14 protein-coding genes are annotated in these 13,504 nt (G+C 50.3%); 1 reads left to right on the top strand and 13 read right to left on the bottom strand.

Features of this window, described 5'->3' with window-relative positions; all coding sequences use genetic code 11:
• Nucleotides 1-63 precede the first annotated feature (63 nt).
• Nucleotides 64-1,050, bottom strand: a complete 987-nt coding sequence (locus tag NI000_RS08835; RefSeq protein ID WP_253409669.1) for an asparaginase — start codon at nt 1,048-1,050, stop codon at nt 64-66.
• 183 nt (nt 1,051-1,233) lie between these two features.
• Here NI000_RS08835 and NI000_RS08830 point away from each other — a divergent pair, with 183 nt between their 5' ends.
• Nucleotides 1,234-1,605 carry a helix-turn-helix domain-containing protein gene (locus NI000_RS08830; protein WP_253409667.1) on the top strand — a complete coding sequence of 124 codons (372 nt, stop codon included), beginning with the start codon at nt 1,234-1,236 and terminating at the stop codon, nt 1,603-1,605.
• A gap of 80 nt (nt 1,606-1,685) precedes the next feature.
• Here the strand turns inward: NI000_RS08830 and NI000_RS08825 are convergent, their stop codons facing one another.
• The 12 genes from NI000_RS08825 to vat(I) form a co-directional block, all read right to left on the bottom strand.
• Nucleotides 1,686-3,005: an MATE family efflux transporter gene (locus tag NI000_RS08825; protein WP_301292427.1), complete on the bottom strand. Its 1,320-nt coding sequence runs from the start codon at nt 3,003-3,005 to the stop codon at nt 1,686-1,688.
• Between the two features lie 54 nt (nt 3,006-3,059).
• Nucleotides 3,060-4,103: a LacI family DNA-binding transcriptional regulator gene (locus NI000_RS08820; protein WP_253409663.1), complete on the bottom strand. Its 1,044-nt coding sequence runs from the start codon at nt 4,101-4,103 to the stop codon at nt 3,060-3,062.
• 30 nt (nt 4,104-4,133) lie between these two features.
• Nucleotides 4,134-4,847 carry a glycerophosphodiester phosphodiesterase gene (locus NI000_RS08815; protein ID WP_253409662.1) on the bottom strand — a complete coding sequence of 238 codons (714 nt, stop codon included), beginning with the start codon at nt 4,845-4,847 and terminating at the stop codon, nt 4,134-4,136.
• Nucleotides 4,848-4,893: 46 nt separating this feature from the next.
• Complete coding sequence (locus tag NI000_RS08810; protein WP_253409659.1) at nt 4,894-5,889, bottom strand: CehA/McbA family metallohydrolase; 996 nt, start codon at nt 5,887-5,889, stop codon at nt 4,894-4,896.
• Nucleotides 5,870-6,352 (bottom strand): hypothetical protein, encoded by a 483-nt coding sequence (locus NI000_RS08805; RefSeq protein WP_253409658.1) that lies wholly within the window; start codon nt 6,350-6,352, stop codon nt 5,870-5,872. Before NI000_RS08805 ends, NI000_RS08810 begins: the two co-directional genes overlap by 20 nt.
• An 11-nt stretch (nt 6,353-6,363) precedes the next feature.
• The gene (locus tag NI000_RS08800) at nt 6,364-7,245 is read right to left on the bottom strand and encodes an ABC transporter permease (protein WP_253409656.1); all 882 of its coding nucleotides are present in this window, start codon (nt 7,243-7,245) and stop codon (nt 6,364-6,366) included.
• Nucleotides 7,242-8,438: an extracellular solute-binding protein gene (locus tag NI000_RS08795; protein ID WP_253409654.1), complete on the bottom strand. Its 1,197-nt coding sequence runs from the start codon at nt 8,436-8,438 to the stop codon at nt 7,242-7,244. Before NI000_RS08795 ends, NI000_RS08800 begins: the two co-directional genes overlap by 4 nt.
• A 32-nt stretch (nt 8,439-8,470) precedes the next feature.
• Nucleotides 8,471-9,511 carry an ABC transporter ATP-binding protein gene (locus NI000_RS08790; protein WP_253409652.1) on the bottom strand — a complete coding sequence of 347 codons (1,041 nt, stop codon included), beginning with the start codon at nt 9,509-9,511 and terminating at the stop codon, nt 8,471-8,473.
• Between the two features lie 15 nt (nt 9,512-9,526).
• Complete coding sequence (locus tag NI000_RS08785) at nt 9,527-10,351, bottom strand: ABC transporter permease (RefSeq protein WP_253409650.1); 825 nt, start codon at nt 10,349-10,351, stop codon at nt 9,527-9,529.
• Between the two features lie 288 nt (nt 10,352-10,639).
• On the bottom strand, nt 10,640-11,467 hold the full coding sequence (locus NI000_RS08780; protein WP_253409648.1) for a sugar nucleotide-binding protein: 828 nt from the start codon (nt 11,465-11,467) through the stop codon (nt 10,640-10,642).
• Nucleotides 11,464-12,372, bottom strand: a complete 909-nt coding sequence (locus NI000_RS08775) for a Vgb family protein (RefSeq protein WP_253409646.1) — start codon at nt 12,370-12,372, stop codon at nt 11,464-11,466. Before NI000_RS08775 ends, NI000_RS08780 begins: the two co-directional genes overlap by 4 nt.
• A gap of 23 nt (nt 12,373-12,395) precedes the next feature.
• On the bottom strand, nt 12,396-13,031 hold the full coding sequence (vat(I), locus tag NI000_RS08770) for a streptogramin A O-acetyltransferase Vat(I) (protein ID WP_253409644.1): 636 nt from the start codon (nt 13,029-13,031) through the stop codon (nt 12,396-12,398).
• Nucleotides 13,032-13,504 lie beyond the last annotated feature (473 nt).

Raw genomic sequence — 13,504 nt, 5'->3', positions numbered from 1 at the left:
AAAAGCCTACCAATCTCCTACACGAAGATGGCAGACTTTTATGTTATCGCAGCTCGATTTGAGTTAAAGCGTCGTATCGCCGGCAATCACCGTTTCCATGATTTTCTTAACCTCGGTGATATCGGTTGTTTTCCCCAGCGCCCACATGAATTTAGGAACAATCGCTTCCGTATTCATATCTCTGGAATTAATAATCAGGTCTTGATTCACCTTCCGCCCGACTTCATACAGGCCCAGGTCTCCCCCTTCTTCCAGACATTGCGTCGTGAGAGCTACCGCGATCCCCGCCTCAATCAGCTCGTTGATTTTCGGAATCAGATTTCTTTCCTGGAACGGTAATCCTCCGCTCCCGAACGTTTCGATCACGACGCCTTTGTACAATCCCTTCAAGCAATCAAAGAGCTCCGGTTTCGTACCCGGAAGCAGCTTTAATAAAAAGACGTCGGGACAAAGCGAGCAATCCAGGCGCGGCTCCTTGCTCCGCACCGTCCGGACTGGATGATGATACGTAATGTTTTCCTCGATATAAGCGATATAAGGATGATTAATGCTTTCAAACGCGTCGTAGCTTTTTGTCCTCATCTTCACCGCTCTTGTACCGATGATGACGCGGCCGTCAAACACAACATAGACCCCGCCCACAGGCTCGCAGGCAAAACGGATCGAATCGATAATATTTTTTTTCGCATCGGTTCTTTTGTACACGATCGGCACTTGGGAGCCGGTGATGACGACTGGCTTCGCCAGGTTCTGCAGCATGTACGACAGCGCAGCGGAAGTATACGCCATCGTATCGGTCCCATGGGTAATGACAAAACCGTCGTACTGATCGTAATGCTCATAGACGGCCTTGGCAATCGTGATCCAATATTCGGGCTGCATGTTCGTGCTGTCGATCGTCATGATAATTTTGGTCTCCACCTGATAGGACCGATTCTGCTCCGGCAAATAATGCAGAAGCTCATCCGCACTCATTTTGGGAGCCAGCCCGTTTTCGCCCGGGACGGAAGCAATGGTTCCGCCGGTCGATAGCAGCAGTATTTTTTTCATATCTATCCAAGCACCCTTTCATCTGATCGGACTATACCGCCCTGGGTACAATCCATCCGAAAAAGTACGCGTAACGCGACCATATTCTCATTATAGTGAATAGATTTACGAAAAACAACAATATTATTATGCGTTACGCGAACAGAACATGTTATAATGAATGGGTATGAGGAGGTATTTTCCATGCTGACACGAGTATCGCGACTAAGAAAAAGCAAAAAATGGTCGTTACAATATACAGCCGATCGGCTCGGCATTGCAAAAAGCACCTACGCAGGCTACGAATCGGGGTATCGGGAACCGCCGCTTGAAACGTTAAAGAAGCTGGCCGAGCTGCTGGAAACGTCTGTGGACTACTTGCTCGGCCGGATCGATAATCCGTCGTTTTACCCGAAAGCGTGGAAGGTAGAACTGCACGATAAGCTGAAATTGACCGAGGCGCGCACGCGATTCGATGTGGAGTTGATTCTGGACGGAGCACCGCTCAACGAGGAAGAAGTCAAGCAATGCATTGCGTTTATCCGCACGAAGCGCAAGCTGGACACGAACGCTTAACGCGAACGATAAAAAAGCTTAGCCGCTCCCTCCAAGGGAATAAATACGGCTAAGCTTGATGTGTTAAGTCCACAGTTCCATTACATCTTTGCCGATCCGCTTACCATCGCGAACCGGATGTGCTGCCATTTTCGGGAACGCCAGCGCAGCAGCATGCTCGCGCCGCGCAGAAACTCGTCGACAATAAAAGCAAGCCATATCCCCGGGATGCCAAGCTCCCATACGATCCCAAAAAGATAAGCCAACGGAATGCTAAGCCCCCACATCGAAATAAGGCCCATGACCACCGGAAATTTAACATCGCCAGCAGCATTCAGCGCTCCGATGACAATCACATTGCATGCGCGCCCCGCTTCAAGCAGCAGCGACAGCAGCATCAGGGTTTGCCCGAGACGGATCACTTCCGGATCATTCGTAAACAGGCCGAGCAGCGGGCGGGAACAAATGACGAGCAAGCAGCCTATGCCGAAATTAATCGCCCATCCGATTCGCAAATTCCGATAGCACATCCGATAAGCGGTATCATGTTGACCCGCTCCAATCAACCGGCCGATCATCATCGACGTCGCTTGTCCGATCGAGATGGAAACCAAAAAGACGAATGTGGTTATGTTCTGGGTATATATTTTAGTCGTCAGTGCCGAAGTGCCCAGCATCGTAACAAAATACGTAATAAAAATTTGCGAAGCGTTATAAGAAATGTTTTCCCCTGCCGATGGAATGCCAATTCTGGTCATTTCCTTGACTTCGTTGACCGGCAGCCGAAATATGTCCTTCCAGGAAAGAGGATAAGGCAAATAGCGGATCAGCAGAAATAATGCAAGGCCAACCCCGATTACCCGGCTGGCATTGGTCGCAAGAGCGACCCCCTCCACACCCAAAACCGGAATACCGAAAGGACCATATAAGAACAAAAAATTCCCGGCAATATTGATTATAATGACGGTGAAAGACAGCAGAAGCATCGGCTTCAGAAAACCGTGCATCCGCAAAACCGCGTCTGCCGTACTAATGATCGCTACGGTGAAGGAAAGCATCCCCACCGTCGACAAAAACGTATATCCGTCCTCCATCAGCTCCGGTGGCAGCTTCATCAAGCCCAGTAACGGCTTGGCTAGAATAAACAAAGCCAGACTGACGACGAGACCTAGCACAAGGTTCATCCCCATCGCAATCGAAGCCATTCTGCCGGCTTCCCGTTCTTTGCCCGCGCCGAGCAATTGGGAAATCAGCACGCTGAGCCCTACGGTAACAAACCCGAACATCAATTGGGCCACGGTTAACACTTGAGCGGCCACGCCCACGGCGGCTACCGCTTGATCCGAATAGTTGCTGAGCATCAGGGTGTCTATATTCAATATAAGGGTTTGAAGCAACTGCTCTATAAAAATGGGACCCATTAACCGAAATAAGGTGAACTGTTTATCTTGCTGTTTTTCCATAGTATCCGCCTTCTAGCTCTTCAAGAAGCCACCTCGTTCATGAATGTCGCGGCAGCTGGCTTTCTCCACCAGCTCGTGCTCCAGCACGATCATCCTTGCCGGGTGCGAACGCTGTACGTGATCGTTTTGCTCGATAAGCTCCATAAGCAGTTCAACGGTCGCTTGTCCTATTTTGTCCATCGGCTGTTGGATGGTCGTGAGCCTCGGCCGGATCACATCGGACATTTGGTTGCCGTCGAAGCCTATCACGGAAATGTCATCGGGCACGCGCAATTGATGATCTACAATACAGTTGATGGCGCCAACGGCCATATCGTCGCTCGCGGCAAAGACGGACGTAAACGAACCGCCCGCTTCGGCCAGAAGCTCGCTCATTAACCGGTAGCCGCTGGCCAGCTTGTAATCGCCGAATCGGATGATCGATTCGTCTACTGGAATGCCGTAGTCCTTGCAAGCGGCGAGGTAGCCTTCATAACGCTTTCTTCCGGCGCATAAGTCCCGCATGTCCCCTGCAATCATCGCGATACGCCGATGACCCTTGCGGATGAGATACGCTGTGGCGTCGTAAGCGGCCTTGAAATCGTCAATCATCACCGTCGGCAGATTCATCCCCAATTCGGCATGGACCACCAGCGGAATTTGATTTTTTTGCAAAAAAAGCCGGATATGATCGTTCAGCTTTTCATGCATGAGCACAATACCGTCCACACGCATCTCCTGAAACACATTCAAATATTTGACGACCTTATCCGTATCTTCGACAATGTTGGAAACAAGCAGGTTATAGCCTCTGCGCCCCAAGGTCTCCTCGATGTTGCTCAGGATCGTCGCCTGGAAATTGGACGTAATATCGGGGATAATGACTCCGATCAGATTGGTTTTATTCCGTTTCAGACTCTTGGCAATCAAGCTGGGCGAATAATTAAGCTGCTCGATCGCTTGACGCACTTTCTTTTCCAGCTTTTCGCTGACGTGCTCGCCTTTGTTCAAAACTCTGGACACGCTTGTGACCGAAACGCCCGCCACACGTGCCACATCCTTGATTTTCACACCCATACGTTGCTGTCCTCATTTCAGAACAATAATTCAGAGCGCCGCTCGCATCTGCTCCCGCAAAGCCGCAGTCGCCCTTACGTCCAGCGTGGAGACCGCGTCCAGCTTCATCCCGGCATAAGCCGGAAACATCCGGCTATCGGGCAAGGTATACACCCAGACAAGCAGTCCGTGTTCGTGGGCGCACTGCACCAGAACTTCACGGCACGAAGGATAGTCCACGTTGATTCCGGTGAATCCTTTTTGCTTGGCCATGCTGCACAGGTTATGTACAGCGGCTTTATAAGCGACGCCGTCCATCTCTTTTAGCGCTTCCGGCGTATTCCACATTACTCTATCACGATAGGGAAGATTTGTAATCGTTTTTGTTTCGCCCGTAAAGTAAATCTGGTCCCACATCTTCAATGTGTTCAGCAGCTCGATGACCGGAAGCGCTGCGGCATCGGTCTTGATATCCAAATTAAACGAGACCGGCTGCCCCTTGAACGCCTGCAGCACTGTCTCCAATCGTTCCAGTTCCTGTCCTGCCGGAAGCATGAAGGGATTCCTTGCCTTCAATTCGGCATAAGTAAGCTCGGAGATCCAAGGATTATCGTCATGATAAAGCACGCACACGCCATCCTTGGTCGCTCTGACATCAACTTCCAACACCTCCGCGCCTGCGTTCCGTCCGGCGATAGCCGACTCCAAGGTATTGTCCGGCGTACCTTCGCAGCCGGTATGCGCGATAATTAGGGGCATAGCCATGCAATAGACGCCTCCTGCGTTGTTTTGTGTTGTCGCTTTGACACCATTACCGGGCTTCAAAATAGAGCGGATTCGTAAAAGCAACGTCCGCTAACGCCATGCCCAGCAAGCCGTGCAGGCGAACCCGCAGCCAAGTCAACCCTTCGATAGAAATGGTTCGGAAGAACGCCGGTTCGCTCTCCGTTACGGTGCCACGGCAAAGCTCTCCCAAGTTGGATTCGACAATCAACGTATAGCTTGGTCCCTGCAGCAAATTATGTCCGCTTGTCCGAAACGGGGCATGCACTTGAACCGAAAGCTCGGAGGATTCTCCCGGTGCTTGTGGAACGACATCACCAATGCCATACGCCTGTCCGCCTGCCCTTAGTTCCAGCGTAACGAGCGGCCCCATGCTCACGCAAATGCGCCCCGAACGGATCGCCTCCACTACGGCTTCAGTCGTGACAGCGCGATCATCTCCGGCGATGCCCAGATACGTAAAAGCCGGAGGATCGCTATTCTCGGAGGAATTGTGCCAGTCCCTGCCGGCTGTAGCGGCGATGCGTACTCCCTGATTTAACAAACTCGTCCATTGCTCGAAAGCCGGGGCGTTATGGTTGCGCAGCGGAGGCAGCGTTTCGTGCCATACTTCCATATAGTCGATTTGATGCCAGTCCTGGATGTCATACTCCCAATAGCACCCCGTACAAATCGGGCTACCCATACTGAACGGATGCGCGATGCCGACCACGCCCCCTTGCCGGTGAACCCGGTCAATGCCCTTCAAAATATCTTTCGGGCCCAGATCGCGCCATTCGCAATACGGGACGCCGAGCGTCAGCATGTGTCCGTAGAAAGTCGTCCATTCCATTCCCGGAACGATGCATATTCCGGTCTCATCCGTCACCCGGGCCGCGTCGGCCAGCCCCGATGTGGTGTTGTGATCCGTCAAGGCGATGCCGCGGAGACCAAGTTCTGCCGCTTTCCTGCACATGTCGTGCAGCGTATGGATGCCGTCGCTGTGAGGCGTGTGGGTATGCAGTTCAAACGGAAGCCAGTTCATGCGCCGATGCTCCTCCCCGGATACTTAATGTATAACGACACGCTTCGGTCACGACGCAATGAACGCTTATGGTAACCCGCCAGATCCCCTCTCGAATCGGGCCCGCAATAAAGCCCGGAGAGCTTTCCTTCGGTGACAATACATGATGCTGCTCGTTCGGATGGCGGTGCGCCGATCCCCGGAATCCGTCCGGGTCGTCGATCGATAGCGTAAGCAGATTTTGCAGCGGAACGAACTTTTCCCATTGCTCCTTGTAGACGGGTTGTAAAGACGGGTTCACATACCGGTCGATCGCGTCTTCAATCAGCTCGCGGGAGGCGCGTGGGTCGTCCAATTTTTTAGGGCTGTAGCTAAAGTCAATGACCAGACATTCCGCAGGCTCAGGCATATAAAATTGATAGGTAATATGCGTTTTCGAACTGAGCGGAGTCAGCTTCCCTTCGACGATCAGCAGATCCTTCATACAACATCCCCTTACTTTTCTTCGTTCATCATGCTGCGAATATAAAAATAGCCGACGAGGGAGCAGAGAACAAACATAAATACGGCGCACGCGCTGGAAATGCCGGTTTCAAAATAGACCGAAAACTGCGGCTGCATCGCCACTCCGAGCACTTGCGGTGCATTCGGGCCGATCAGAAACGGAGCCGTGAAGCTTCCGACGATGCCCATCACGACGAACGTGGCAGCTACCAGCAGCGATTTGAACGACAAAGGAACGATAATGCGGGTGAAAACTTGGATTTTCCCCGCTCCCACGTCCTTCGCGCTTTCAATCACGGCGTTCGGAATACCCGACAGCGCGGAGCTGAGCAGCATGGTGGCAAACGGAATATGGAACCATAAATTAGCGAGCAGCAGTCCTTTGAAATCGAAAAGCACCTTCATCATCGGCTCATTGGTGAACAGCAGCAGGATACGGGCTAGCCAGCCGTGATTGCCGTACATATTCATAATTCCGTATGTGGCGATTACCGATGGAATGAACATCGGAATATAGTAGAGACGTTCAATCCACTTCGCCAGAACGCCTGTGCTAAACCTTAAAAACACGGCAAGCACATAAGCAATAAGCAGCACCAGCACCGACGAAACCAGCGTCAAATAAAGCGTATATTTGATGTTCGCCAGCATCGCGGGATCGGTAAACAGAAAGCGGTAATGCTCCAACGTAAACCGGCCGTCGCGTCCGCTCACGCTTTCCTGAACGGACGTGAAGATCGGCACCACAATCATCAAGAGCAGCAGCAAAAAGGATGGCAGCACCATGACCAGTCCGAGCGCGGAACGTCCCGCTCCGCGTCCGAACAAGGCTGGTCTTAACGATTTGCCGGTGACCAGCGACTGGGTGCTCATTGACCGGCGACTTCCTTCTGCCAGCGTTTCATCGCGTCGGCTTCCAGATCCCCAAGATTAAAGGAGCGGTAGTTGACGGACACGCCTTCGAACTTTTTCTTCAGATCGGCAGGCATATGCGACCATTCGATACCGGGGAAGCCGTAGATTTTATTGACAACCTCGGCCTGCGCTTCCGGACTCAGCACAAAATTGACGAAGTCGTAGGCCGCTTCTTTATGCTGGGACATGCTCGGTACGGCCAGTCTTCCCGGTCCGCCGGTAAATGCCGGCTCGATCTGTGCGAGCTTCGTCGTTTCGGGCAGCAGCTTTTTGTTGATTTGCTCCAGCGCCATATCGGACCAAGCCGGAATCATGTCCACCTCTCCATTGGCGAGCAAGTCGAGCGTCCCTTGGTTTTTCTTCGGATATACGCCCTGCTGGTACATGTCTTTGGATAACGATTTGAGCAGCTCGAAGCCCGGGCCCCATTCCTGTTCAATGCCTTTATCTTCATTATGAATCGCCTCTTCCGGCAGAGACTTGTACAAGGCGGTAATCACGAACGAAGCGCCAGAACCGCCGGTAGCCGGATCATTGTAGGCGAATCGGCCCGGATGGTTGCGAATCCAGTCGTACAGCTCATCGAGCGTTTTCGGCGGCGTCGGCACTTTCGCGCTGTTATAAGCAAGAAGGACCGAGGAAGACCGGTAAGGCACCACTTTGTAGCCCGCATCCTTCATATTCGCCGGATTCATCAAGTTGAGATTCGGGATTTTTTTCTCGTCGAGCTGCTCGAAGACGTTATCCTTTTTGTCGGCGGCCAAATCAGACCCACCATTGGCTTCGTACAGATCCACGTCGATCGTGTTGTTCCCCGCTTTCTTGGCGGCTACAATCCGGTTCATGGTCGCCTGTTCGCCTTGTCCGGACGGAATATAGACGAGCTTGACCTTCACCTTGTCCTGTTTTTTCTCATACATGTCTTTCAGATGCTTCCATAGTTCCTGCACGTTTTGCGATCCGCTGAAATAGAACGCAATTTCCGTCGTACCGCCGTTTGCCGCTGCAGCCGTTTCATTCTTGGCAGGAGCCGCAGAGTTAGCCCCGCCTCCCGATCCCGCCGAACAACCCGCTAGAAGTGTAAACGCCGAGAGAGAAGCAAGAACGAAACTTTTACCTTTTTGCTTGAAACCGCCGAAATGGATACTCATGGTTGACATCCTCCTTGAAGTTGGGCCGGCAGCTATGCCGAAATTTTAGGATAAGCAGCGTGCTTGGCAAACGTAAGCGAGACCGATTGTCCGCCGGACAGTTCAACGGCTTCTTCCCGGGGCAGGAACATGCGAAGGACGCCCGCTTCGGTAAGCAAAGTGATTTCAGCGTAATGCCCAAGCACCATCACTTGTTTCACGGTGGCCGCCAGACCGGGGAACGACGTATCCTTCCATCGGACGTCCTCCGGCCGAATCGCGACCACGACATCTCCGTGCAGATGCCTGGAATCGGGAAGCTCCAGGTTTTGCAGCGTGATGCTTCCGTTATGCGCCACCCCCTCCAGCATGTTCATGCGTCCGATAAAATTAGCGACGAACAGCGTCTGCGGAGCGTCATAGATGACTTGCGGCGAATCGGACTGCTCGATATGACCGCGGTTCATGACGATGATCCGGTCGGACAGCGACAGCGCCTCTTCCTGATCATGCGTGACGAACATCATCGTCAGCTTCGTCGACGATTGGATTTCCCGGAGCTCCTCCCGGAGCTCTGCGCGCAATTTGGCGTCCAGTGCCGAGAAAGGCTCGTCCAGCAGCAGAACCTCCGGTTCCAGCAGCAGAGCTCTCGCCACGGCCACACGCTGCTGCTGTCCGCCCGACAGCTCGGTCGGTCGTTTTTTCTCCGCGCCAGGCAGCCGAACGAGCTTGAGTGCCCGGTCCACCGCTTCTTGAATTTGGTCCTTTTTCATTTTGCGGATTTTCAGGCCAAAGGCCAGATTCTCGAACACATTCATATGCGGCCATAGATTATAACTTTGAAAAACCATCGCGGTCGGACGCTTCTCCGGGGGCAGATGCAGCACGCTCTTGCCCGCAATCAGGATATCGCCCGAGTCCGGTTCCAGGAATCCGCCAACCGAACGGAGTACCGTCGTTTTGCCGCAGCCGGACGGGCCCAGCAAAGTAACAAGCTCTCCATGATGGATATCGAACGATATCCCGGTCACGCCTTCGCCTGTTTTGTAACGTTTGGATAAATTTAGAATTGATAATTGGACTGGAGCAGTCATGGTCCTGCCTCCTTGCTATTTCATGGTGAAGCCGCTGGACATCACATCCGCGCTGACAAAGCGCCGTGATACCATCAGCAAAATAATGGTAGGCAGCGTCAAGATAATGGAAAATACGGCGCCGGCCGTTGCCGGATAGTCTTGTACCGCTCCGTACATGATCAACGGCATCGTTTTGAAGTCGGGCATCCCTACCATAAACGTTCCTTGCGCTTCGTCCAAAGAGGACAGGAACGTAAAGATCGAAGCCACAATAATGCCCGGCAGCGCCATCGGAAGCGTAATATTCCAGAACACGCGGAACGGCCCCGCTCCGGCGTCTCTTGCGGCTTCTTCCTGTGCCTGATGCACGCTCTTGAAGGAAGCGGCCGGGATCCATGTCATATACATCAAGGTATTAATCACATGAATGAGAACAACGCCCGCAAAGGTATTCATCAAGCCGACCTTGAAAAACAGCACCGCGATAGCGACATATAAGCCCATTTTCGGAAACGCATTGGTCAGCAGGAACGAGAACAGAAACCAACGGCTGAACGGAAATTGAATACGCGCAAAAGCATAAGCCGCGGGGACGCAGATGACAATCGACAGCGCCGTTACGACGGAAGCAATGAGAAAAGACAAGCCGATCGACTTTAAAATTTCAGGCTGGGATAATACGAATTTCCACCAGGTCAGAGACCAGCTTTGCGGCAGCGCCGCCGGATACTGCCACTTCCCCGAAAAGGCAAGCAGCGCCAAATTGATTAGCGGTCCCAGAAAAAAGAAGATGAACAAGGCGAAAATGACAAACTCAACGATCTTTCTTTTTCCCAAGCTTTTGAAGTACCAACTCATGGAATTTTCACCTCCTTATGAAATTGGTATCGATACCAATTTTCAAAAAATAAAAAGCGCCTACCTCCACAGCTGCACTCTGGTATCGATACCAATTTTGACCGAAACAACATATGCTTAAATTTTCAGCCTCCCTGCTTTGCAATTTCTATTTTAAGAATAGAAGACGTTTGTAAAATTCGATCGATAGAATTGTTAACGGGAGCTCATGATCTTTTAAATGATTTGTAAAAGGAGTTCTAAAAGCAGAAAACCCTCCAGGTGGCTGGAGGGTAGGCTTACAAGGGACTACGATAAATATTCGATCAACTGCTCATGGGTTATTTGAAGTTCTTTCGGCAAAGGTCTATTGGTTAAAAGAGAATTGTAATATTTTTCGGGAATGACTGAGGAAAAAGTCTCCTGCATTAATTCTTCGAATACAACATCCGTATAGCCCCAACGTGCCAACAATTTTTTCAAAAATTCTGAGTGATTCATGATATCGCTAGTCCCAAGGTGAAAAATGCCCGTTAGCCCTTGTTCGATCAAATAGGTAAGCTGCCTCGATAATAACTGATCGGTGTTCCTAGTAGAGTACAAATTGGTATAGATCTTTATTGTTTCTCCGTTTCGAAGCTGTTGTCTCAATTCGTTCGTTCGAGGTGTGTCATGACCGAAAAGGGTTGGAATCCTAACGATGATAAGTTTATCTTGAAGCATTTCAGCCAATACCCTTTCGCATTCCGCTTTAAATTTGCCATAATCGCTGGCAGCAAAGGGAGGATCCTTTTCGAAATGCGGCGAATCGGTACTTGCATCAAACACATTCGAGGTGGAACAAAAAATCATTCGGCCACCTGTATTTCTTAAGAATTCAGCAGTTCTAAGATGAAGCTTAAGCTGCTTTGCAAAATCTCCGCGCAAAGCCATCACAACGAAATCCGGATTGACTTGCATTAAAACCTTGTCCAGTCGATCAAGTTCGTCAATCGGAAGCTGAATCGTGCGATCCGAAGCTAAAAAAGACGGTTTATTCAGATGATAAGTTCCATAAACTTCATGATGATTGGCTGTAAGAGTTTTAGTTAATGCTTTTCCGATGGTCCCGCTTACTCCGAAAATGATTATTTTCATTTAGCCTCATCTCCAAACTCTTTCAGTGTCAGACGTCCAATTTGATTACACTCTTCAGCAAACCAAATATCGCCATCGGGACCAATTGCGATACCATGAGGCTCTGCATTTTTTGCAGGTATCTCGTATTCCGTAATAACCCCTTCCATTGTAATTCGGCCGATTTGGTTACCGCCCCATTCCGTGAACCATAGATCCCCGTTCTTCCCGGAAACGATCGCATGAGGCCGGGAATTCGGTGTCGGTATAACAAATTCGCTCACCTCGCCCAGGGACGTCATTCTACCGATTTTATTGCCCATGATTTGCACAAACCATAATGCTTCGTCAGGTCCAGTCGTAATGCCGACGGGCCCGGAGTTAGGGGTTGGAATCGAATATTCCATCATCTCGCCTCTGGTGGTGATTCTCCCGATGGTGTTGTTCTGATTCTGTGTAAACCATAATGCCCCGTCCGGACCCAGAGTAATAAAAGAGGGAAAAGCTTTGGGATGAGGCAATTCATACTCCGTGATTTCCCCTGATTTTGTTATCTTTCCGATTTTGCCGTTATTCATCTCCGTAAACCACATGGCGCCATCAGGACCTTCCGTTATGCCGAAAGGCGCGGAATCCGCGGCAGGAAGTTCATACTCTTCAAAATGACCGTTCAGCGTCATTCTCCCGATCTTGTTTGCACGATATTCTGTAAACCATAAGTCGCCGGCCCGGTCCGAAACGATTGACATCACTCCTGCATTCGCTGTCGGAATGGGAACTGAAAGTATTTCACCTTCGGCATGGATTCGTCCGATTCGATTCCCTTTCTGTTCCGTAAACCACATGGCCCCGTCTTTTCCGGCGGTTATTCCGTATGGCCCTGCATCTTGTCCATTGACTGCATATTCATGTATCATAAACCTCATACAATTGACCTCCCCATAAAGCATCAAGGATGCTGTTTCATTTTTCTCAGCGTGTCCATATCCCCGCTTACGATTGCGTCAATATACTGGCTGATGAGTTCGATATCGGAATCCCACCATTTTATGTCCAATAGTTCTTGAATGACCTCGGGCGAGAAACGCTTTCGTATTTCCCTAGCAGGATTTCCACCGACTATGGTGTAAGGTTCAACATCCTTGACGACTACGGCTTCAGCCGCAATAATGGCCCCGTCGCCGATACGCACGCCCGGCATGATGGTTGCGCGTCTGCCAATCCAGACATCGTTGCCAACGACCGTATCTCCTTTAATCGGCAATTGCTCCAAAGATGGCGTATGTTTTTCCCACCCGTTTCCGAAAATATTGAATGGAAAAGTTGATCCGTCCATTCTGTGGTTACCGCCATCCATCATAAATCTGACCTCGGGAGCAATGGAGCAAAACTTGCCGATGATCAATTTTGTCCCGATGACCTCATAATGGTACAAGACTTGATCCTCGAACGACTCGCCGTTCATGGCATCATAGTAGGAGTAATCTCCGACGATGATGTTAGGCTTGGTAATGGTGTTTCGAATGAACTGGACATTTGTATTTCCAGGTACCGGATACTTTTCCTTTGGATTTGGACCTATCATAGGGCATCATCCTTTTACAAAGTTTATTTTTATCGTCAATTTCGTGCTAAAGAAGGGAAACGCAAAAAACCTCCTATTCCGATGTTCGGATAGGAGGCAGGCATACGGACAAAAAAGACGTACTCATCCTTTACTAAGGAAGAGTCGTTTCTTCTTCTTTGTACACCCAAAAAAGCCCATGCTAATCCTATCCTGAAAGCATCGTGTATAACGAATTTTTCTTAAGAGATAGGATTAGTAGATCATTGGCTTTTGGGTCACCCTTTTCATTATTGATTATTGTAACTTTACCATACGCCTTACTTATAATCAATTCCTTTAATCGAACTAGCCAAAATAACTTTTAGACGCTGCACTCCCCATAAGCAGGGAAACCAATATGACCATTAAAGCAAACCACGTCTTTGTATCGATCTGGTCTCCTAATAAAATCGTACCGAGAATAACTCCAATCACGGGAACAAAATAATTAG

The organism is Paenibacillus tyrphae, from assembly GCF_024158745.1.
Taxonomy (GTDB): Bacteria; Bacillota; Bacilli; order Paenibacillales; family NBRC-103111; genus Paenibacillus_G; species Paenibacillus_G tyrfis_A.
This window is presented reverse-complemented; position numbering and strand designations above follow the sequence as displayed.